Genomic DNA, 23,695 nt, shown 5'->3' on the forward strand with positions numbered 1-23,695 from the left:
TATGAAAATACCCAAAATCATCCATCAAATCTATGATAATCCGGCAGGTGTTCCCGATATTCTGTCTGACGTATCGGAATCATGGAAAAAAGAACATCCTGCATGGAACTATCGTTTATGGGATCATGAAGCTATTCAAAAATTTCTGGAAGATAGTTGCCCTGAATTTATTCCGATTTATAAATCATTTCTTTGCAACAAACAAAGATGGGAGTTTATGCGTTATCTGATTTTATATCACGAAGGCGGCCTGTATGTTGACATGGATTACGAGTGTATTCAGCCTATGGACAGCCTTCTGGAAACACATTCCTGTTGTTTGGCTCTTGAACCGGCGGAGCATGCCGAACGATTTGGCAAACAAGAATTAATAGGAAATGCAATGCTGGCAGCCATTCCTCATCATCCTTTTTTTGAAAAGATAATTGAACAAATTATTCTTTCAGGCAACGGAAGAAAACAAACTATGACATGGCACGATACTCAAAATGCCGGAATCGAGATGATTAATAATTTGTATGAAGGATACGACTTCAAAGAAGAAATCACTTTACTCCCTGCAGATTTAGTAACACCTTTGTCTGCAAGAGAAATTTCTCTTTTATTGCTAAACAGGGAAACTCCGGAAATGGAGGATAAAGTGGAAAAAGCGTTTGCTGTACACTATTTCTTGGGGCAATGGAGGTTGAAATATGCGAGTGACATGGTTTAAGTCCATTCATTTGCGATCTTGTTTTTCAAAATGGCAAAGATTAGGCCGCCTCAATACTATTTCATAGTTTGAAGGTGAGGGACGTTGCTCCTGACCGGATAAATAGCTTGTTTAAAGTATTCATCATTTCCTTGTTCACTTCCATTCATGTAGAATGTCAACTCGTGAAGATTTTGAAGAATTTTGCCTTTGAATCCAAGTTTTTGCTGTTCTTCATAATATTTTCTATTATCCTGAACTTTTAAAATTGGTTTCAAAGAAACCGGCCTTTTATTAAACTCTACGTTAAGCGACAGATATCCGGCCTGCATATCTATTAATGAATGAATCCATTGATTAATTTCATCATCGTTGATAGCTTCATCTGTTAATCCAACAGTATATAAATTTTCTGTTTCCAGTAGTTGATGGCATATTTCCTTAATTTTATCAGATACAGGGAAAAGAAATCTTTTTTTATTTCCGGCATTATAGACTAATCCTGTATTGTCTTTCAACCATAAAAAGGTATCACCGTATAGTGTAAACCAATGTTTATTCATAATTCTACAATGTAAAACTAATTTCGTTTAATATTCTGTTGTAATAATGAGGATGCTCCCGGAGATAAGTGAAATTTTGCTCTTTCTCTTTATTGAATAGTTCCGGAGTATAGAAGTTGGGACAATCTGGATGTTGACTCCTTATGTTGTCAATATGATACATACATTGATAGCAAAATTTACTGGCAGCGCAATTAAGACATCGATCTGACACTTTTGATAAATAATAATTGTGTCGTTCTGCAACATATTTATGATCTAACTCTACAAAACTATCATGAACATAACCTACTTCAAAATCATGATCTATACGTTCGCAAGGTAATATGTTTATCCAGTAGCATTGCATTGGTCGTCATTGCATAGAAAATTTTTCGACTGACGATATTCGATTCTTCGATATAATTGATGATTTTTTTTATCAGAGGCATATTTAGTAATGGTTCACCTCCATAAAAACTCACAATAAGTGGTGAATTTGTTTCTGCTATATAGTTTTCTTTCCATAAACTAAGAAGATAGTCTATCATCAACTGAGCTTTCTTGAATGGTAAGTCCCGGTGTTTTCTTACATCGTATTTTTCGTATAGTCGTTCTGATAATCCGCAGTATTTGCATTTCAGATTACATTTTTCAGTAACCTCGAAAACTATATTTTTGAGATTAATCAAATTGTTTTTGATTACTTTTTCATCTATTAAGCCGATCGTTTTCATTATGCTTGTTTTTTATTGCTTGAATGTAAGAATCCTGACTACCGGATTATCATCTTCCAGAAGTTTCTTTGCAACTTTCTCGCCATTACCTTTCAATCGTTTACCTTTGTAAGCATCTATAACTGATGATGCCTGAATCAGTTCGGCAGCCATGTTTTTTGCAATGGCAGGTGTTCCATTTGGCCCACCCCATCTTCCTTGTCTCCAAGATTTCGTTTCATATTCTGTATCCCAAATAGATGCTTTATTTATTTCTCTGGTTCTAAAATCAAGCATAAACGAAGGAATTGGTCCTCCTCCTTTCGGATTAAAATCTAAAAGAAATGTACCTATCAGCATAAATTTGTCGGTTGTTAAAAAAGGAGTCCATATATTTCTGGGTTCATGGGCGTGGATTGATGGGGTACGGGTTAATAGAGGAATTAGTCCCTTGCTTGGAGATAGTTGATACAGTGTGTCGGATGATATATCTGCAATTATTATATCTGAACCATAATGCATATTATGAGAGTAAGAAATTACAAAAGATCTCCACATGTTATTCTCTAAATGTTGAGCAATTTTGTTTGAATATCTTTTCGAGAACTCTAAGTTCAATATGGAAATCAAACTGCCGTCCTTTTTGGACATAAGTCGGTAAGGGGCTTTTTTAGTCTTGTTCTCATGTCCGGGCTCTATAATTACTTCGTCATAGATAAGTAAAGATGTGTCATCATAGTTTAGAATTCGCATATCATTTTCAAACCCATTTATTTTTAAAGTTCGTTTGTATTCTCCCTTTAAAGAATAAACTTGTATGTATTGGGAACACACATAGATTTCCTCTTTTTTTTCATCTAAAATTGTCCCGTTTTTAATCCATGAATATTCCATGCCACTTTGACCTTTGTGGTTGAAGTGGGAGTATAGTTTTCCGGTGCTACGATCGAAAAGAAATATGTCGCCTAACTGAAGTTCGTGTACAAGGATATATTTATTGGTAACAGCAGAAAGCTTCGCTGCTCCACTCAATAAAATATCATCGGTTGTCTCCAATGGTATATATTCAATATCTGCCATGTCTTGAAGACACATCTTTTTTTGAGGATAATCTTTTGAAAAATCAAATACAGGCAAGTTACTCACCTTTGATTGGGAATTTACTACTTGGCTTCCCAATAAAAAAAAGGATATTAGTAAGCTGAAATGTCTTGTTTTCATAGTATTTTATTAAGCAATACATAAATATGACGCTCTCATAGCTGTGCTGTCTCTAGTAATAGTCCCCATCCCCATATCAGTTGAAGAATGTCCTGGTGTGATGGGACCTGTGCCGTCCCAACTAGTACAACCACAAGTAGAGCAAGTGCAATTGCATTGTGCCCCACCTTTTAAGATGTCCTGCTGTCTTGCATTTAACGCGTTTTCGCTAAGTTGACTTAATTTTAGTTTTTCAAGTTTTTTTATGTTCTTTGGATTTTAAATTAATACTCATTGAATGATACGTGATATGCGACAAAATTGAGCAAATAGAAAATATCATACAATAGGTGATTTCCCTATATTTTTCATTCGTGAAGTTTATTTGTCAGTTCTTCTTTTGTTGAATTCCAAGTTTTATAATATTCATTCATTATTTTGGCTTCATAATAATCTGACCTGATTTTCCCGTTTTGATTTCTAGGATGCGTAAGATGGAATAAAACGCTTCCAACTGCATTTCCTTTACTTGAACTGGAATATATTAAATCCATTTTGGATATATTCTTTTTCAAAAAATCGATATTTCTATGGAGCAAATAATGATTTCTAAGAATCTCGGAAGTATCGAAACATCTGCCGTCATACGGAAATGCAAAATCACAATTTCCTGTTCTGAGTTGATGTACCGCTTCTATAATTGGGGAATATTCCAAAATAATATCTGCCTCCCAGAGACCGATGATATCTGTATTTATCTGTTTTAGAATTGTATTCAGATGTTTGGTTCGGTGAAGTATCGGGTCTTTATCTTCTATAAATTGATAAGAGACGGTACTGTTAATCTGCTGTTTTAGTATTCCGTTGTTATAATACGAAACTTCTACCACAAGGATATTGGTATCAAAACCGGATTCCAGAATATCTAAGGCAAGCAGTAAATTCTCTAACCGGATTATCGAATCGATCCGGACAATAAAATAAAAGTAGTGTCTTTCAATTCGTATTTCATAAGAAGTATTTTTTTATATGTAACAGTACCAGATGCGCTCCAGGAAAACCATCAAATAATCGGCTGTATTTACGAAAATAGAATTCTTTATTTTGTAGTGTATGCCATGCCTCCGAATTATTTATTCTAGCAAAGAATAATTGCGGGTTATAGTCAAAGCTATATTCCGGATTTTTCATTTGAATATATATGGAAGACAAGCCATTCGTTATATAGATATCTTGATTTCCATGTTCTTTATTTGAAAAAGAGAAAGATACACAATCCCATTTTTCCAGAGACTAAACCTATTGGATAGTTTCAGACTGAACAGAATAAGTATGATAGATCAGTCTGCGATTGGAAGCATATTGAATAGCTTGTTCTATGGTGTTTACTCCGAATTTGTCAAAAAGTGCACATCTTATGCTTTCTATTGTTTTATCAGATACACCCATTTTAACAGCCGTTTCTTTTAGTGAAAATCCTTGTTGGGCCCATACAAGCATTTCTTTTTGCCTTTTGCTCAATGGTGAAAATGGATAATGTGTCCATTCTTTTGTTTTAAAAGAGTAATTAGAGTGATCCAGATTCTTATAGTGTGCACATAGCTGATTATCTTGTTTTCGGATAACGGAAACGGATAGCATGCAAATTCCATATCGGAGTTGTTCATTCAACCATTGTGGTTTCAACTTTACGTATGTCATCAGATAATTGGACTTGTTGTCTGATGATAAAGAACTTTTCACTCGGAGTAAAAAAGAAAAATAATTGATTTGATCTGCGAGCCATTCATTATTATTCAGACTCTGTAAAACAATATTATATATCTTTATTCCAAAAGATATATCGTTCGGGTGAATTATATTTTTGAAAAAATCATAACCAAGATTTTTTGGTGTTTCTTGCGTGTAACCACATAAGATCAAGTCATGGTTTGGTATATATCGAAAATTCTTTTGCTCAAAATCAAGAATAACTAATGCTTCAGTTATCATGCTCGACAAAGTATCATATACAATAGACCATTCATTTGCGAAAATATTGGTTTGTTTCATGTCGCTTGATTTTTATAGTTTTATAAAACTATTTCACTCAGATGAAAGAGAGTTGGATAAGTTTGTTTTTGCCCGTATATAATAGAGCTACTGCCTAGTTAAGTCCATTCGTCCAAACTTCGCTTTGAGCGACCCCACTTTATTTCCAATTCCTGTGCATTCATATTGCAATATTTGCAGCAGGGTATCGGAGATGTTATCAACTTAATAAATTCGTCTTTTGACTGTGCTTTGTAAATATCGATATAATTTTCAGCGGACTCTGAAATTCCCAGATTAAAAAAGCGGTTTAAATGATGGAAATTGGCTGCATTATTACAGGGGAAGAACTTTCCATTATTTAATTGACAGCAAGAACCAAAAATTTCGCAGGCCGCGTGGGACAATTGATCATCGGCCAAGCCTGACAGATCATAAACATCTTTATGGAAATTTTTAGGAGCTTCTTCCGGCTCGATAAAAAGGTCTACACCTTCTATCATTGCTTTTTCTTTGAATGCTGAAAAATCCAATGAAATAGGATAATGACTAACACGGATGAACGTACCTGTTACCCGACACGTTTCCCAGAATGATTTAGACTTATTAAGCAATAGCAATCCATTAGTGACCAGTTGTAAAGGCATATAGGGAAAATATTTCACAACGATTCTCATAAAATCATTCACTTGCGGATGTAACAGAGGTTCTCCACCCAATAGGGTTATCATCTGGATATCATTCCTATCAAATAGTTGCGCCATTCTCGCCATATCTTTTTCAAACGCTCCAATTTCTAAAAACTCTTCATCAGCCAAAGGCGAAAAATGAGAACAACCCTTACAATTCAAATTACAATGTTCTGTCAAATGTATTTCGAACCTAAACCCAGAGGTTCTGATGGTTTCTAATTTATTTTGATAATCAGACATAAGATAATTGATAAATTAATTTATAAAATCAGATATATGCATTGGCTAACCTTATGATAAAAATCTCAATCAGATATGTATCTTTAGATAACTAGAGCATAGTGTGTAAATATTATAATTTTAATTCAATATTAACAACAATTTATCCATTAAATGGCAGAATTCACCACTAATATTAGTTAAAAAAGCAGACAAATACCTGATAAGAAACTAATGATTATAAGTCTACTTGATTTTCACCATAAAGCCCTCAAAATACAAGCTCAAGGCTAAATACGTTTCCATGTCATAGATTAAATAATTACAAAACACAAAATACAGAAAATTATAAGATATATTTAAAGCCAAATGGTATTCATCCGATAAAAATTACCCTAAAACATACGACACCCCTTGCATATTAAAAATATTAAACTACTTTTGCACCCGCAACGATACGGAAGTAGCTCAGTTGGTAGAGCACTGGTCTCCAAAACCAGGTGTCGGGAGTTCGAGCCTCTCCTTCCGTGCAAATTAACGATAGTAAAAAATTTACTATCGTTTTTTGTTTTACAAAGTATCTGTCATGTTGCACCTTTATTTCCGATATAAAAAAAATCTAATTTCGAGATATAATTCGTTAAATAGAAGCCATACCCTTTCATTTTTATAAATGAATATGCTACTTTTATTGCCGATTTTAAATCTAATTTAAGACTTACAATTTAAGAATACCATAAAAACAAATGACGGACAATAGATTTGCGAAACGCTACTCTTCCGACAAAAAGAGAAGTTTTTTCAAAGGAAAAAGCTTTATCTTACTGTTGGGAATACTTTTTGGAGCAGGAATAATGATTGCTGCCTATAAAACTTCAGTATACTTCTCTACAGACGAATCATGTATGATATGCCATGTTCATCCGCATGTAGAAACTAGCTGGAAATTATCGAAACACGTAAATAACAGAAGTGGAGTCAAAACACATTGTGTTGCATGCCATCTTCCGCCACAGAACAACACGTGGGCTCATTACTCAGCCAAAGCAAAATTAGGACTGACAGATGTATGGTCTTACCTGACTAAAGATAGTGCTGATTTTAATTGGGACAGCAAATCAGAACTTGAACATGCAGTAAAATACATTCCGAACGAATCATGTAAAGAATGCCATCAAAATCTTTTCCCTGAAGGTATTTCTAACGATGGAGTAACTGCCCATCTTTATTATGATGAAAATGAAAAGAAGCTGAACCTGCAATGTATCAGTTGTCACCTGGATGCAGGACACTATAATCCGAACTATGTTCACTCCAAACTGACAGGCATACCGGGAGCTGACAAGGTTTCAGCAAGCGATTCAAGCAAGTTTTTCACTGATACAGTCAGACTGACCTCATTCAGTAACTATACCGAACAAATTCCGGGTACCGCCGTTTCATTCAAAATGATCGCGATCCCAGGCGGTACATTTGAAATGGGAAGCACTGAGAAAGAACCGTTCCACAAAGCCGACGAAGCTCCGGTTCGTAATATAACGCTAAGCCCGTTCTTTATGGCGGAAGTGGAAGTAACCTGGGATCAGTACTGGGCATTTTATGGCAATACCATGAGTGAAGGACGTACACCACCCGAAAAAATATATGCTAATAATAGTAATCCGAATGTAGATGCAATATCCGGACCTACTCCTCCTTTCGGTTTCCCGGATCAAGGTTGGGGAGGAGGCGACCGTCCGGCTATCACCATGACCCATTATGCTGCAGAAACATTCTGCCAATGGCTATCTAAAAAGACTGGAAAAAAATATCGCCTACCTACTGAGGCTGAATGGGAATATGCAGCCCGTGGAGGAACAGAAACTCCTTATTTCTTTGCAGGTAATCCAAAAGATTTCTCCGATCAGGGTTTTTGGCGTAAGTTCTTTGACGCAAAAACAGATAGTATAAGTTCATACGTGATTTACAGCAAAAACAGCCGTAATAAGACGCAGGAACCTGCTTTAGTATTACCGAATGCATTCGGCCTGAAAAATATGTTGGGAAATGTAATGGAATATTGTGCCGATAAATATAATCCGGAAGCATATAGTAAGAGCAGTGTAAATGAAAAAAATCCGCTCGTTACGGAAGGTACAGAATGGGTGGTACGTGGTGGCAACTATACCTCTGATGCTGCAGACGTACGTTGTGCAGCCCGCGATCATACAAAACACGATGCCTGGTTGAAAACAGACCCACAACAGCCTAAGAGTATCTGGTGGTATTCTGACATTCGTGGTATTGGTTTCCGCGTAGTTTGTGAACCGGACGCCTCTTTAGGTGCTAAATAAAAGAAAAATCAATCTTAAAAGACTTTATAGAAAATCATGAAAAAAGAAAACAGTATCAGTAGAAGATCATTCCTTAAAAGCTCTGCACTTGCAAGTGCACTAGGAGCCGTAGGAACAGGCAGTGCAGCAAGTGTTATTTTAACCTCTTGTGGTGGCGAAAAAACCAATGCACCGAAACCTCTGAAAGAGGCAGGAACCTATTATATTCCCGAATTACCAGACATGGCAGCTGACGGAAAAGAGTTGAAAGCCGGTATTATCGGTTGCGGAGGCCGCGGATCAGGTGCAACATTTAACTTCCTAAACGCAGCTAACGGAGTAACAGTCGTAGCATTAGGCGATACTTTCCAGGAAAAAGTAGACAATCTGGCAAAGAAACTGAAAGACGAAAAAGGCATCGACATACCTGCAGACAAACGTTTTGTTGGATTAGACGCATACAAGCAAGTAATAGATAGCGGCGTGGATGTAGTGATCATAGCCACTCCTCCTGTTTTCCGTCCGGTGCATTTCCAATATGCAGTTGAAAAAGGTAAGCATGCTTTCCTGGAAAAACCTATATGTGTAGACCCTGTAGGTTATCGTACCATCATGGCTACGGCTAAACAAGCAGCAGCCAAGAACCTTTGCGTTGTAACCGGAACACAACGTCACCACCAACGCAGCTACGTAGAATCCTACAAAAAGATCATGGAAGGTCTGATCGGCGAAATCACGGGTGGAACTGTTTACTGGAATCAGAATATGCTCTGGTATCGCGATCGTCAACCAGGCTGGAACGACTGCGAATATATGATCAAAGATTGGGTAAACTGGAAATGGCTATCGGGCGATCATATTGTAGAACAGCATGTACATAATATAGATGTATTTACTTGGTTCAGCGGACTAAAACCGGTAAAAGCTGTAGGTTTTGGTTCACGTCAACGTCGTGTTACAGGCGATCAATATGACAATTTCAGTATCGACTTTACCATGGAGAATGGCATCCATCTACACAGTATGTCACGCCAGATAGATGGTTGTGCTAACAACGTAAGCGAATTTATTCAAGGTACACGCGGTTCATGGGACAGCAGCACAATGGAGATCAAAGATTTGGCTGGTAATGTAATCTGGAAATATGATAGTGAAGCCGAAAAAGCTAACTTCAAACAATGTGATCCTTATACCCTGGAACATGTAAACTGGATAAATACGATTCGTGCCGGCAAACTTATCGAACAAGCTTCGGAAACAGCCATATCCAACATGGCAGCCATTATGGGACGCGAATCGGCCTACAGTGGTGAAGCTATAACCTGGGAAACGATGACAGCCTCGGCTCTCGATTATACCCCGAAAGATTTGAACCTCGGCAAAATGGATATGAGTGGCTTTACTGTTCCTGTTCCAGGCAAACCTCAGGATAAAAAATAAACGATAAGTATATGACATTCAGCAGAAGAAACTTTTTAAGGACTACCCTATCAGGCGCAGCTCTTGCAGTGGGTAGTACAACGATTGCAGCTTGTTCATCAAAGTCCGGCCAGCAAACAGCGACACTGGCAGGTGAAAAAAAGGCATGTAGCCTAAATGATAAAAAAGCAGAGCTAAAAATATCTTTCCAGGAGGGTACGGCTCCCGGCGAAAGCTTGAATGAGAAGCTAGACTACATGGAGAAACTAGGGGTCGTTGGTTTCGAACCCGGTGGCAGAGGCCTCGGCGAACGCGTAAAAGAGATCAAAGACGCTTTGAACGGACGCAATATCAAGGTCAGTGCAATTTGTGCCGGTTTTGACGGTTTTATCCTTTCTACTGATCCAGCCATCCGCAAGCAATGCATGGACACAATGAAAGAAATTATTACTGCTGCCGGCGAATTAGGTTCGACAGGTGTAATCATCGTACCAGCATTTAATGGGCAAGTTCCCGTGTTGCCCCACACTATGGAGACACGCGACTTCCTTTGCGAACAATTTAATGAAATGGGAACATTTGCCGCTCAAAACGGAACAACGGTCATATTTGAACCTTTAAACCGCAAAGAATGTTTCTATCTCCGTCAGGTAGCTGATGCGGCATCTATTTGTCGCGACATCAACAATCCGGGTGTACGCTGTATGGGCGACTTCTGGCACATGACATGGGAAGAACCATCGGACATGGGAGCTTTTATTAGTGCAGGAGATTATCTGCAACATGTACATGTGGCCAGCCGTAAACGTCGTAGTATGCCGGGCGAAGATGGGGATGCCGACAATTATATAAACGGCTTCAAAGGCTTAAAAATGATTGGCTATGATAAATATGTAAGTTTTGAATGTGGCTGCCAGGGCAAACGTGAAACGGTAGTACCTGCCGCAGTAAAACTGCTACGCGAACAATGGGAACAGGCTTAATACAATATGGCATTAGTTTATCCTAATATGCAATTAAGTGAGGTGGTGCAAGAGCATCCCTCACTTATTCCTGTTATCAACCGTTTCGAGATCCGTCTCGGATTGGGGGACAGGTCCGTGAGCGCTATTTGTAATGAGTATACTCTGGATACGGACTTCTTTCTGACTGTCATTAACACCTTTCTCAATGAAGAGTATTTTCCGGAAAAGAAACTTCGGACCTTCCATACTTCACAGATTATTGACTATCTGACAAAAACCAATCAATATTACCAACGTTACCAACTACCCAATATAGAACGCCATCTCGGTTCATTCATCTCCATGAGTACACCGGGTAACAATACTCTTAACCTTATTGGTAAGTTTTTCTCCTCATTTAAGGAAGAACTGACTACACGAATCAGAAAAGATGAACAAGTATGGTTCCCCTATTGTCTTTCATTAAGCGAAAAACTCCATTCCGGACCAAAGGAAGAGCTACTATTAAATTCCAGCCAACCGGAAGAAGATACCATCGAAGAATTGCTGGCAGACTTGAAAAGCATTATGATCAAGCACTTATCCGGCGAATATGATGAGAACCTATGTTATGCTGTAATTTTTGCTGTCAGTAGTCTGGAAAAAGACATAAAACAACACAACCGGATACGCTATCGCATCCTCATGCCAATGGTTTCGGCGATGGAGAAACTCTGTATTTAACGCTTTGTTTCAAAATGCACAGAAACAAACAAATAGCAATTATTTTGCCCGACACATTGCAAAGTCTGGGACTCTACAGCTTGCTGAACGAATACTTTCCTCCAGTGGAAGTGAACCTCTTCCCTTCCTTTGACGTTTTCTGTGCAGGGGGGAACGATTTATTTGATTACTATTTTGTACAACCTGAAACCTTTACATTCAACACCGATTTCTTTCTTCCCCGCAGAAGCAAAACAATCATCTTAACAGACGGAATAGAAGAAATGCGCTGTCAACAGTCTTTAAACCACCTCATGACAAAAGCTTCACAAGAAACAATCATCGAACAATTACAACAATACCTGGTAACCGACACCCCCAATACTTCTTCCGGCGACAACAACAAAGAATTATCTTCCCGCGAAACAGATGTACTTCAACTCATTGCCTACGGTATTACAAACAAAGAGATTGCCGATAAATTAAACATCAGCCTTAACACAGTACTCACCCACCGTAAAAATATCACTGCAAAACTTGGCATTAAAACAGTTTCCGGCCTTACTTTCTATGCTATCATGAATGGAATCGTATCCGGAGAAGAATTTTAAAAATCACTACATCTAGTGATTGCCCATCCCACTCTTTTCCATTTTCTTTGCAAACAAAATAATTACTAACAAAAGGAATTTGCATGAAACAACACTACCTGTCTGCACTGGCGGTTCTTACTTTATTGGCTGTACAAACAGTTACAGCCGAAGAAGTACACAACAACGACACTATCAAAACATACAACTTAAATGACGTAGTGATTACTTCATCCACCAAAGAAACAAACAATCTACGCACACTACCCGGTTCTGTCTCCATTCTGTCTCCTCAACAAATTGCAGGAAGACAAATCGAAGTACTAAAAGATATCAGTTCATTCGTTCCAAATCTTTATATGCCCGACTACGGGGCAAAGCTAACTTCTGCTATATATATTCGTGGAATTGGAGCCCGAAGTAGCGGACAATCCGTAGGCCTTTATGTAGATAACGTCCCATATCTGGATAAAAGTACATTCGATTTTGACCTGACAGATATACAGCGTATCGAAGTATTACGTGGTCCTCAGGGCACATTATATGGCAGAAATGCTATGGGAGGCATTATAAATGTGTATACCATCTCTCCTTTTGATTTTCAGGGAAAGAAACTATCTGTTGCTGCCGGAAGCTACGGACAATATACAATCAAAGCATCTCACTATGGAAAATTAAGTAACACAATAGGATTTACAGCCGGTGTTTACTACGACCATAACGATGGATTCTATACAAACGAATACACAGGGAAGCGTGTAGACAAAGGAGACGTGGCAGGTGGTCGCATCAAATTGGAAGGCCGTTTCACCCCCAACTTCCGCATAGTTTACTCCTTATCCGCTGACTATACCAATCAGGGCGCTTTTGCCTACGGACTTTACAATAAAGAAACAGGAAAAATTGAACCCGTACGTTTTAATGATCCCAGTTCATATAAACGGACAATGGTCAATAACAATCTTTCCTTGGAATATAAAACCGACAAATTCGTATTTAGCAGTACTACAGGATATCAGTACTTCAAAGATGACATGAAAATGGATCAGGACTTCGACACCTTATCCATGTTTACCCTGAATCAGAAACAAAAACAAAATGCCGTTAGTCAGGAAATAGCCTTTAAGAGCAATACAAAAAAAGACTACCAATGGTCTTTCGGTCTATATGGCTTTTATGATGCATTGCATACGGAAGGGCCTGTAAACTTCAAGGAAGACGGCATCAAAAATATCTTACAGAAAACATTTGACGATTTGAAAGAACAAAACCCCAAAATGCCCCAACTTGTTGTAATGGATGAAAACCTGCTTATTCCCGGATCATTCGACACGCCTTCTTACGGGGTAGCTTTATTCCACCAGTCTACTTACAATAATCTGTTTGTAAAAGGTTTGTCCATTACGGCAGGCATACGTCTGGATTATGAAAAGCAAAAAATGACATACAACTCGGAAGCCAGGATGAAGATGGGAGTCAGTTTTAACGGAAGTCCGGCTATGGAACTAGATAAATTCTTTCCATATCCAACATCAAAAATAGACGAAAGCATATCACAAGACTTCTGGCAGGTATTGCCCAAAGTATCCCTTAAATATGAATGCACTCCTACTACATTCACTTATCTATCGGTTGCCAAAGGATATAAAACAGGAGGATACAATGTGCAAATGTCTGCCGATGTAATGAAGAGCCAGATGCAATACGACATGATGAAAGCTGTTGAAAGCATGTTGCCTTTTCCTATAAAAGAACCATTGCCACTGGATGAAGTATCGGCTTACAAACCGGAATATAGTTGGAACTACGAAGCTGGAATCCGCAGCGAATTGATTAACGGACGCCTGAGTGCCGAATTCACATTATTCTATATGGATATACGCGACCTTCAACTGACCAAGTTCGTTGATAGCGGAAACGGACGTATTCTGACAAACGCAGGAAAAGCACGGAGCGTCGGTACGGAAATATCATTACGTGCCCGTCTGACCGGCAATCTGACGGCCGATGTAAATTATGGTTTTACACGTGCTACATTCCGCAATTATATCAGTGAAAAGAAAGCAAATTCAGAAATTATTTCTACTGACTGTAAAGGAAATTTCATTCCATACACTCCGAGGCACACATTAAATATCGGAGTCCAATATACAAAACTGATACAAAACTGTTGGTTGGACCAGTTTACTGTTTCTGCTCAATTCTGCGGGACAGGTAAAATATTTTGGACCGAATATAATGATATCACACAAAACTTCTATGGAACCCTTAATGCTAAAGCTGGTGTTCGTAAAGGAATCGTCAATGTAAATCTGTGGAGCCGTAATATTACAAATACAGATTATGCCGCATTCTATTTTGAATCATTAGATCGTCCGTTTGTCCAGAAAGGTAAACCATTCCAGATCGGAGCAGAAATAGCTATTGCATTCTAGCGAAAAACGGCTATCTTTGTACAAAACGACACAGTTATGGATAAAATGGTGGAAATAGCAAGGTTCACATATCCTGCAGAAGCACAAACATTAATATCTCTTCTCCGGGCTGAGGGCATCGAATGTTATCTACGAAATGAAATCAGTAGCCAGGTTATGGCTGGCTATATAGATATAGGTGGCGCCAGACTGGAAATCCTGGAGAAGGATTTACCTCGTGCTCTAGAAATTATGGAGGAAGGAGGATATGTGTCCCAAGAAGAAACAAATGAGGATGAACCGATTGAACAAGTGGCGGGTTTAGCACAACATATACCATTCCTGTGTAAATATTCACTCGAAAAACAAATCATTATTTTATTTGTAATAGTTGCCATATTCCTCGCGCTTGTTATCTACTTTGGTTCTCTGGCATCTTCCAACTAAACAAAATGTACGCAATGGCTCGCAGAAAGATCACAAATAGTCAGATTGTATGCATAACACTCTTATGGGGAGTTTTATGTTATATATTACTTGCATACAGCAAAACAATAAACTTTGATATCATATTCACATTAGTAGCATCCGCTATCATAGTATTTGTTCCTATCTATAAAAACGTAAAGCGCAGAAACGAATAACATTTAGTCAGTTTTACGCCTCCAAAATATCTAAATGATATTTTTTTAGTATTTTTTCTTTCAAATATTTGCCAGTATCAAAATTTGACTTACCTTTGCGTCGTTGTAAATACAACAATGATGGGATAACATTGGTATAACATTCAAAATAAAAATCAGTCTTATGAAGGCAAGTGAAGTTTTAGACAACCTGAAAAGAAGATTTCCGAATGAACCGGAATATCATCAAGCAGTTTCAGAAGTATTAGGAACAATCGAAGAAGCTTATAACGAACATCCTGAATTTGAGAAAAGCAATTTGATTGAACGTCTTTGCATTCCTGATCGTATCTTCTCATTCCGTGTAACATGGATGGATGACAAGGGACAAATTCAGACAAATATGGGTTACCGTATCCAGCATAATAACGCTATCGGCCCATATAAAGGAGGTATTCGCTTCCACGCTTCTGTTAACCAGTCTATTCTTAAGTTCCTAGCTTTCGAACAAACATTCAAGAACTCACTTACTACACTTCCTATGGGTGGAGGTAAAGGTGGTTCGGATTTCAGCCCGAGAGGCAAATCAAATGCTGAAATCATGCGTTTCTGCCAGGCATTCGTTTTAGAATTATGGCGCCATATTGGTCCGGACACAGACGTACCTGCCGGTGATATTGGCGTAGGCGGACGCGAAGTTGCTTACATGTATGGTATGTATAAGAAACTGGCCCACGAAAATACCGGAACATTCACAGGTAAAGGACGTGAATTCGGTGGTTCACTGATTCGTCCGGAAGCAACCGGCTATGGAAATGTTTACTTCTTACTGGAAATGTTGAAAACTAAAAACATTGATATCAAAGGTAAGGTCGTTACTGTGTCTGGTTCAGGTAATGTTGCTCAATACACGGTAGAAAAATTGATCGAGTTAGGTGCAAAACCCGTTACCATGTCCGATTCTGACGGTTATATATACGACCCGGATGGTATAGACCGTGAAAAACTGGATTATATCATGGAATTAAAGAACCTGTATCGCGGCCGTATACGTGAATACGCCGAAAAATACGGATGTAAATATGTACAGGGAGGTCGCCCTTGGAATGAAAAATGCGATATTGCTATGCCAAGTGCAACTCAGAACGAATTAAATGGCGATGATGCAAAAGCTCTCTTAGCCAATGGTTGTTTTGCTGTATCGGAAGGAGCAAACATGCCTTCTACCCCGGAAGCAATCGATGCCTTCCTGGAAGCTAAGATTCTGTATGCTCCGGGTAAAGCAGCTAATGCTGGTGGTGTATCTGTATCAGGTTTGGAAATGACACAGAATGCCATGAAACTGAGTTGGACAAGCGAAGAAGTAGATGCTAAGCTAAAACAGATTATGCACGACATCCACGAACAATGCGTAAGATATGGCACTCAACAAGATGGTTACACAAACTATGTAAAGGGTGCAAACGTAGGAGGATTCATGAAAGTTGCCAAAGCTATGATGGCACAAGGAATCCTGTAATATCAAAAGATTAATGATTATATAGGGGACTGGCTAACGATAAAAGTTAGTCAGTCCCTTTCTTGTTCGAGTTAGAAAAAGCAGGTTTGAAGTCCCACGCAAATAGAAATTTCCGATTTTCAATTCCCAGTTCTCAATTAAATAGTACCTTAGTGCCATAATTTAAGAGATATGGTAACAGAAGCACTAAAAAGACTCTACTACACTTATACCGGACATGAAGCAAATGAGATTACAGAATTACCTTCTTCCGGTTCTAACCGCCGATATTTCAGACTAACAGGAATTAAAACTCTAATTGGAGTAAGCGGAACATCACAAGAAGAAAATAGTTCGTTCATATACATGGCCGATCATTTCCGAAAAAAAGGATTGCCTGTTCCTGATGTATGCTGCTGGTCAGAAAACAAAACCTATTATCTTCAAGAAGATTTAGGAGACACTTTATTGTTCAATGCCATTGAAAAAGGGAGAAAAAGCAGTGTATTCGACGAATGTGAACGTAGTTTATTAAGAAAAACAATTACGATATTACCCTCCATTCAATTTGCAGGAGCTGAAGGATTCGACTTCTCAAAATGTTACCCTCAACCGGAATTCAACAAGCGTTCCATTCTTTGGGATCTGAATTATTTCAAATATTGTTTTCTGAAAGCTACCGGAATGGAATTTCAGGAAGACCGGCTGGAAGACGATTTCTTAAAAATGAGTGACGTATTACTTCGAAGTTCTTCTGCAACCTTTATGTACCGGGATTTTCAGTCTCGTAATGTTATGATAAAAGAGGGAGAACCCTGGTTTATCGACTTCCAAGGTGGACGCAAAGGGCCCGTTTATTATGACGTAGCTTCTTTCCTATGGCAGGCAAAAGCCAAATTTCCGGAAGACCTGAGAAATGAACTGCTGAACGATTACATACAAGCTTTACGCAAATACATTCCCGTAGACGAAAAGTACTTCTTCAGTCAGCTACGGCATTTTGTCCTTTTCCGTACACTACAAGTACTGGGAGCATACGGTTTTAGAGGTTATTTTGAAAAGAAACCTCATTTCATCCAGAGTGTACCGTTTGCTATCGATAACCTGCGTCAACTGTTACGCGAAGATTATCCCGAATATCCATACCTCAGCTCCGTATTAAGAGAACTAACCAACTTGAAACAGTTCTCCGATGATTTGCAGAAACGCACACTTGAAGTAAAAATTGTAAGTTTTGCCTATAAAAAAGGAATACCGAATGATCCAACCGGCAATGGTGGAGGTTTTGTATTTGATTGCCGCGCCATTAATAACCCTGGAAAATATGAACGTTACAACCATTTTACAGGATTGGACGAGCCAGTAATCAACTTTCTGGAAAACGATGGAGAAATTACTGAATTTCTTGAACACGCATATACAATGGTGGACGCTTCCGTAAAACGCTACTTAGACCGGGGATTCACCAACCTGATGGTATGTTTCGGATGTACCGGAGGACAACACCGCTCAGTATATTCAGCACAACATTTGGCCGAACATCTCAGTTCCAAATTCGGAGTAAAAATACATCTTACACACAGAGAACAGAATATTGAACAAATCTTTGACGCAACAATATGAAAGCAATGATTTTTGCTGCCGGTTTGGGTACAAGGCTCAAACCATTGACAGATACTACCCCAAAAGCTCTACTCCCCATCGGAGGAAAGCCTATGTTGGAACATGTGATACTGAAGCTAAAAGATGCCGGGTTTCATCAAATCGTTATTAATATCCACCATCACGGACAACAGATACTGGACTTTCTGGAAGCCAACAATAACTTTGGCATCCGGATAAATATATCCGATGAACGCGATTATCTGCTCGATACTGGCGGAGGAATAAAAAAAGCCGCCCGCTTCTTGCAAGGAAACGAACCGTTCTTAATCCATAATGTAGATATATTATCTAATGTCGATTTACGCCATTTATACAACAAACACCTAGAAACTAATCCTTTAGCAACATTATTGGTAAGCAAAAGAAATACTTCCCGATATCTTCTTTTTAATAAGGAAAACAAGCTTTGCGGATGGCGTAATCATGATACGGGAGAAGTAAAATCTTATTATCCTGACTTTGACCCGAGGCAGTATAATGAATATGCATTCAGTGGTGTTCATGTTGTGTCTCCCCAGATATTTGAATGGATGGAAGAATGGACAGGCAAGTTTTCAATCATCAACTTTTATCTGTCAATCTGTGCCAAAACAAACATCCACGCATATGAAATGGAAAATCTTCGTCTGTTAGATGTAGGTAAGCCGGATACTCTGGAAAAAGCAGAAAAATGGATAACCGGCAAATAAGCCGGTTTCCAAGATCCTTACGGTTTCATCACTACTCCCAGACTTTTCTTTCCATCCATCTTTATGACTATAGGATTATCAAAGCATACATGGCGAAGGTACTCAGTCTCCTCAACCGCCGGTTGAGCATTGAGGAAGTCTTCGTCAAACCATCCGTCACCTTTGAATGGATTGATTGTAAAATAACCAACACCAAATGAAGTCAGGTTCTGGAAGAAATGGGTTCCCTGACTCGGATCGATCCGGTAATTTTCAAGCCCGCATTCTACAATGACACGGGCATTACTGATATGAGGCCACTTTACCGGAATTCCCAACCATGAATCACTACTGCCCCAACGCCCCGGTCCAACCAGGACATAATTCTTTTCCTGTTCTGCGAACTGACGGTTCATTTTTTCTATTTCATAAGCAATTAACTGATTATTCGACGAATTAAATGCTCCTGTCTTCACATAAATTATATCTTGTACATCATTCACAATGCCATGTCCCAAAACACTTGTAGACGACAAAATCGTATCTCCATTGTTTACAACCGTAAGATCCTCATCCATAATTTCCTTATTATCCACAATAGGACGAACCTGTAACAGGTAGAAAGTAGCCCTGCTACTATCGTTCGGATCAATATTAACGGCAAATTCAATCTCTATAGGGCGACCCATTTCATCTTGTCCGATATGCAACAACTTATCAAGCGTTTCAGCCAGGGGAAATACATCATGCTGAAGTATATTCACAAATGATACGATCTTACGGCCTCCCGGATAATATCCGTCACGGATAATCTGATCGTACGGATCATATGTAGAGACAATGTATTTTAAGGCACCGTCTGCGTCGGCTTCTTTCAAGCTCAGTTTCAAAAGATTGAAAGCATCGTCTACTGAAAAATTCTCCGCCAGATTCTTTAAGTCGAGTGCATAAAAACGAGTCTGCGTCTCACGCAATGCAAAATCCATCGTACTCATCTGTAAGATATTGTGCGGATGGCGCGGAGAAAAACGCAACGTTATTCCTCCGTCTACAATATATTTTCCCAAGCCTAGCGCCACGTTAGCTATACCGTCCTCGGCCTTCTCATTACCTATCGGATAGAAGTTTAGCGAACGGGCTACACCTGAAAGAGTCGGATAGAAGCGGTCATTATACCGGCTGCCAACAACCTCTTGCAATACAATAGCCATCTTCTCCTGATCTATCAGATTGGATGTTGCAGTCATATACGCTTTACTGTCACGATAGAATACGGAAGCATAAACAGCCTTTATTGCATCACTTAACGTACGCAACATCTCATACTGATCTTCTACCTTCGGAACCATGTAAGTAGAATAAATACCGGCGAACGGTTGATAGTGAGAATCTTCTAACAGGCTGGATGAACGGACGGCAATAGGTCCTTTTACCACGTCGTAAAAAGCCATCAGGTCTTCTATCAGGCGTGAAGGCAGGCTGGCACGAAGGAAATATTTTAAAATTGTTTCGTCGTCAACATCACTAAGAGCTACCGGATACAATTCGTTTGTCTCCATAAACTCGTCGAAGATGTCGGTACAGATGACAACCGTTTTCGGAATCGTCACAAAAAAGTTTTCATACTCTAATTTAGGATAACGCTTCACCATAGCCCCAATAAAAGCCAGTCCTCTACCCTTTCCTCCCAGCGAACCGTCACCGATACGGGCAAAATTACTATACTCATCAAAACGGTCTTTCTGATAGATAGCCACAACACCGGAGTTCTTCATGCGACGATACTGCACAATCAAGTCGAATATCAACTTGCGAGCTTCGTCCATATCTTTATAATCACTCACGTCTACATGCTTCAATACCTCAGCAGGCGGAAACATAGCCCTTGAATAGAAGAAACGGGAGAAATGATTACGCGAAAGATGATAAACCAATGAATCATCAGGTATCTGGAATACCTTACGCTGCAAATCTTTCAGGTCGGTGATACGCATGATCTCTTCCTTCGTTTGGGGATCGAGAATAACAAAGTCGCCAAAACCGAAGCGCTGCATAATCTTCTTTCTCAAATCCTGCGGATAGCTCTTTGAATTTTTGTCGATAAAAGAAGCCCCCAGTTCCCTGGCATACACAGAATTACTTGCCTCGGACGATTCAAGAACAAAAGGAATAATCATTCCTGTTTTTCTTACATACTGGCCAAATTTGTAACCGGCATACGGGTCTTTTACCCCGTCGTGCATAAAGCTCATATCCGATATGATACCTAATATATTATCCCGGTATTGGTTAAATATACGCACGGCCTCTTCATACGTACGTGCCAGTTTTATTTTAGGACGGCCACGCATACGCAACGTACGTTGGTGTCCATTCAGAGCTTCTTTGGCAAACATTTGGCTCTGTTCCAATACAAACTTATATAAGTGAGGCAACGCAGACGAATAAAAACGAACCGAATCTTCAACCAACATGATGATCTGCACACCAACTGCCGTATCATCAGGAGCATTCATCTTATCCTCTATCAATTTAATAATTGCAAGAAGTAATTCCGAATTACCCAACCAGCTAAACACATAGTCTATCGCTCTCAAGTCTTCTTGTGCCATGCGTTTGGATACTTCTTTCGAAAAAGGAGTAAGAACTACGATCGGAATATTAGGATAATGGATTTTTATCTCTTTTGCTGCAGCAAATATATCGCGATTATCCATATTAGGCATACAGATAATCAACTCGAAGTTACGATTACTTAACTCGGCCAGAGCTTCGGCTTCCGTAGTTACCTGAGTAAAACGGGGAGGATAGCGTAAACTCAACGAAGTATATTCATTGAATATTTGTTCGTCAACCCGCCCATCATCCTCCAGCATAAAGGCATCATATTTAGTAGCAATAAGCAATACGTTATATATACGCTTATTCATCAGATTAGCAAAAGATGTGTCTTTAAACACAAGATCTTTAAAGTCCGGTATACCGCTCATATCTTAATACTGTAAGAATTATATGCAGCCAAAAGTAAAGAAAAATCCGTAAACATACCGAATATTGTGCCCGAATAGCATGCCTGACGAAAAAAAGATACAATGCTTTGTCTTTTTTCATCAGGACAAGAATATAGTGTTACCATACGGAAAATAAAAGTTTTGACCCGATAAAACAAATCAGCCCCACATATTCTTTCAAAAGAATCCTACTGATAAAATGTCAGCGCACACAACCCATACAAACCGACATTTACCCGTATCCACTCAAAAACATGCACCAATAACATATAAATCACTATCAAAAAGTCATTAAAAACGCATTGTCATTCCGGAGCATTCTTTACATTTGCATACAGAATGTAATCTTAAAAGAGATATATACTATGAAGACTGAATTAATCTTATCGGCACTGGAAGCAAAGCATCCGGGAGAAAAAGAGTATTTACAAGCAGTAAAAGAAGTTCTTCTGTCCATCGAAGAAGTCTACAACCAGCACCCTGAATTTGAAAAGGCTAAAATCATTGAAAGACTGGTTGAACCCGACCGTATCTTTACCTTCCGTGTACCCTGGGTAGACGATAAGGGCGAAATACAGGTAAACTTAGGTTATCGCGTGCAATTCAACAACGCCATCGGCCCGTATAAAGGAGGTATTCGTTTTCATCCGTCTGTAAATTTGTCCATCCTTAAATTCTTAGGATTCGAACAAACATTTAAGAATGCATTGACCACACTTCCTATGGGTGGTGGCAAAGGAGGTTCAGATTTCGCACCAAGAGGTAAGAGTGACGCAGAAATCATGCGCTTCTGCCAGGCGTTCATTTTGGAATTATGGCGCAACCTGGGACCCGACCGCGATGTTCCTGCCGGAGATATAGGTGTAGGCGGACGCGAGGTAGGCTACATGTACGGCATGTACAAAAAGCTGGCACGCGAAAACACCGGAACATTTACAGGTAAAGGCATGGAATTCGGAGGCTCTATACTCCGCCCGGAAGCAACCGGCTTTGGAGCCTTATACTTCGTTCATCAGATGTTAGAAACACATGGAATAGATATAAAAGGAAAAACTATTGCCATTTCCGGTTTTGGAAATGTGGCATGGGGTGCTGCAACTAAAGCTACCGAACTGGGAGGTAAAGTGGTAACCATATCTGGTCCTGACGGATATATATACGACCCTGCAGGCATCTCGGGTGAAAAGATCGAATATATGCTCGAACTTCGTAATTCCGGGAATGACATTGTAGCTCCATATGCAGAGCAATTCCCCGGTTCTACATTCTATCCGGGTAAAAAGCCCTGGGAACAGAAAGTTGACATTGCACTACCTTGCGCTACCCAGAATGAACTGGATGCCGAAGATGCACGCAAGTTAATTGCCAACAAGACACTTTGCGTTGCCGAAGTTTCCAACATGGGATGTACTGCCGATGCTGTAGATTTGTTCATTGAACATAAACAACTCTTTGCTCCCGGCAAGGCGGTTAACGCCGGAGGTGTTGCCACTTCGGGTTTGGAAATGACGCAGAACGCAATGCATATCTCCTGGACAGCGGCCGAAGTAGACGCACGTTTGCACCAGATAATGAGTGATATCCATAATCAATGTGTAGCCCACGGTAAAGACGGAAAATATATCAATTACGTAAAAGGAGCAAACATTGCAGGCTTCATGAAGGTAGCCAAGGCTATGATGGCACAAGGCGTGGTATAGAGAATCGTATAAACACACTTTTATAAAAGCTATCGGC

General features: G+C 39.2%; 21 protein-coding genes and 1 tRNA gene. 14 read left to right on the plus strand and 8 right to left on the minus strand.

Annotated features, from left to right (window positions below; translation table 11 throughout):
- Position 1: 1 nt before the first annotated feature.
- Positions 2–712, plus strand: coding sequence for a glycosyltransferase family 32 protein (locus tag C4S38_RS14430; RefSeq protein WP_103984280.1), 711 nt, complete (start codon positions 2–4; stop codon positions 710–712).
- A gap of 56 nt (positions 713–768) precedes the next feature.
- On the opposite strand, the gene C4S38_RS14435 is transcribed toward C4S38_RS14430, so the two are convergent.
- The 7 genes from C4S38_RS14435 to C4S38_RS14470 form a co-directional block, all read right to left on the minus strand.
- Complete coding sequence (locus C4S38_RS14435; protein WP_103984281.1) at positions 769–1,254, minus strand: hypothetical protein; 486 nt, start codon at positions 1,252–1,254, stop codon at positions 769–771.
- Positions 1,255–1,553: 299 nt separating this feature from the next.
- A complete protein-coding gene (locus C4S38_RS14440; RefSeq protein WP_103984282.1) occupies positions 1,554–1,970 on the minus strand; it encodes a radical SAM protein in 417 nt (138 codons plus the stop codon).
- 12 nt (positions 1,971–1,982) lie between these two features.
- Entirely contained in the window at positions 1,983–3,170 is a 1,188-nt protein-coding gene (locus C4S38_RS14445; protein ID WP_103984283.1) for a 6-bladed beta-propeller, read from the minus strand.
- 9 nt (positions 3,171–3,179) lie between these two features.
- Positions 3,180–3,416, minus strand: coding sequence for a TIGR04149 family rSAM-modified RiPP (locus C4S38_RS16340; protein ID WP_103984311.1), 237 nt, complete (start codon positions 3,414–3,416; stop codon positions 3,180–3,182).
- Positions 3,417–3,517: 101 nt separating this feature from the next.
- Entirely contained in the window at positions 3,518–4,039 is a 522-nt protein-coding gene (locus C4S38_RS14455) for a hypothetical protein (protein ID WP_103984284.1), read from the minus strand.
- Between the two features lie 409 nt (positions 4,040–4,448).
- Positions 4,449–5,201, minus strand: coding sequence for a helix-turn-helix transcriptional regulator (locus C4S38_RS14465; RefSeq protein ID WP_103984286.1), 753 nt, complete (start codon positions 5,199–5,201; stop codon positions 4,449–4,451).
- 98 nt (positions 5,202–5,299) lie between these two features.
- Positions 5,300–6,112 (minus strand): radical SAM protein, encoded by an 813-nt coding sequence (locus C4S38_RS14470; protein ID WP_103984287.1) that lies wholly within the window; start codon positions 6,110–6,112, stop codon positions 5,300–5,302.
- Positions 6,113–6,548: 436 nt separating this feature from the next.
- Between C4S38_RS14470 and C4S38_RS14475 the strand changes: the two genes are divergently transcribed.
- The 12 genes from C4S38_RS14475 to C4S38_RS14530 all read left to right on the plus strand — a co-directional run bounded on the left by C4S38_RS14475 (position 6,549) and on the right by C4S38_RS14530 (position 18,968).
- A tRNA-Trp gene (locus C4S38_RS14475) sits at positions 6,549–6,621 on the plus strand.
- 216 nt (positions 6,622–6,837) lie between these two features.
- Complete coding sequence (locus tag C4S38_RS14480) at positions 6,838–8,424, plus strand: SUMF1/EgtB/PvdO family nonheme iron enzyme (RefSeq protein WP_103984288.1); 1,587 nt, start codon at positions 6,838–6,840, stop codon at positions 8,422–8,424.
- A gap of 36 nt (positions 8,425–8,460) precedes the next feature.
- Positions 8,461–9,843: a Gfo/Idh/MocA family oxidoreductase gene (locus C4S38_RS14485; RefSeq protein WP_103984289.1), complete on the plus strand. Its 1,383-nt coding sequence runs from the start codon at positions 8,461–8,463 to the stop codon at positions 9,841–9,843.
- A gap of 11 nt (positions 9,844–9,854) precedes the next feature.
- Complete coding sequence (locus C4S38_RS14490) at positions 9,855–10,805, plus strand: sugar phosphate isomerase/epimerase family protein (protein WP_103984290.1); 951 nt, start codon at positions 9,855–9,857, stop codon at positions 10,803–10,805.
- 27 nt (positions 10,806–10,832) lie between these two features.
- Positions 10,833–11,510, plus strand: coding sequence for a helix-turn-helix transcriptional regulator (locus C4S38_RS14495; protein WP_200817982.1), 678 nt, complete (start codon positions 10,833–10,835; stop codon positions 11,508–11,510).
- Between the two features lie 14 nt (positions 11,511–11,524).
- Complete coding sequence (locus tag C4S38_RS14500) at positions 11,525–12,100, plus strand: response regulator transcription factor (protein ID WP_103984292.1); 576 nt, start codon at positions 11,525–11,527, stop codon at positions 12,098–12,100.
- Positions 12,101–12,183: 83 nt separating this feature from the next.
- Positions 12,184–14,514 (plus strand): TonB-dependent receptor, encoded by a 2,331-nt coding sequence (locus C4S38_RS14505; RefSeq protein WP_103984293.1) that lies wholly within the window; start codon positions 12,184–12,186, stop codon positions 14,512–14,514.
- A 36-nt stretch (positions 14,515–14,550) separates the two neighbouring features.
- Positions 14,551–14,940 (plus strand): putative signal transducing protein, encoded by a 390-nt coding sequence (locus tag C4S38_RS14510; protein WP_103984294.1) that lies wholly within the window; start codon positions 14,551–14,553, stop codon positions 14,938–14,940.
- A gap of 14 nt (positions 14,941–14,954) precedes the next feature.
- Positions 14,955–15,137 (plus strand): hypothetical protein, encoded by a 183-nt coding sequence (locus tag C4S38_RS16145; protein WP_103984295.1) that lies wholly within the window; start codon positions 14,955–14,957, stop codon positions 15,135–15,137.
- Positions 15,138–15,300: 163 nt separating this feature from the next.
- Complete coding sequence (locus C4S38_RS14520) at positions 15,301–16,635, plus strand: NADP-specific glutamate dehydrogenase (protein ID WP_103984296.1); 1,335 nt, start codon at positions 15,301–15,303, stop codon at positions 16,633–16,635.
- A gap of 171 nt (positions 16,636–16,806) precedes the next feature.
- Positions 16,807–18,237, plus strand: coding sequence for a RapZ C-terminal domain-containing protein (locus tag C4S38_RS14525; RefSeq protein WP_103984297.1), 1,431 nt, complete (start codon positions 16,807–16,809; stop codon positions 18,235–18,237).
- Positions 18,234–18,968, plus strand: a complete 735-nt coding sequence (locus tag C4S38_RS14530) for a nucleotidyltransferase family protein (RefSeq protein WP_103984298.1) — start codon at positions 18,234–18,236, stop codon at positions 18,966–18,968. The genes C4S38_RS14525 and C4S38_RS14530 overlap by 4 nt, the downstream gene beginning before the upstream one ends.
- A gap of 17 nt (positions 18,969–18,985) precedes the next feature.
- Here the strand turns inward: C4S38_RS14530 and C4S38_RS14535 are convergent, their stop codons facing one another.
- A complete protein-coding gene (locus C4S38_RS14535; protein ID WP_103984299.1) occupies positions 18,986–21,937 on the minus strand; it encodes a PEP/pyruvate-binding domain-containing protein in 2,952 nt (983 codons plus the stop codon).
- A gap of 386 nt (positions 21,938–22,323) precedes the next feature.
- On the opposite strand from C4S38_RS14535, the gene gdhA reads away from it, so the two are divergent.
- Entirely contained in the window at positions 22,324–23,658 is a 1,335-nt protein-coding gene (gene gdhA, locus C4S38_RS14545) for an NADP-specific glutamate dehydrogenase (protein WP_103984301.1), read from the plus strand.
- The last annotated feature ends 37 nt before the right edge of the window (positions 23,659–23,695 follow it).

It is taken from the genome of Parabacteroides chinchillae, assembly GCF_900108035.1.
GTDB lineage: Bacteria > Bacteroidota > Bacteroidia > Bacteroidales > Tannerellaceae > Parabacteroides > Parabacteroides chinchillae.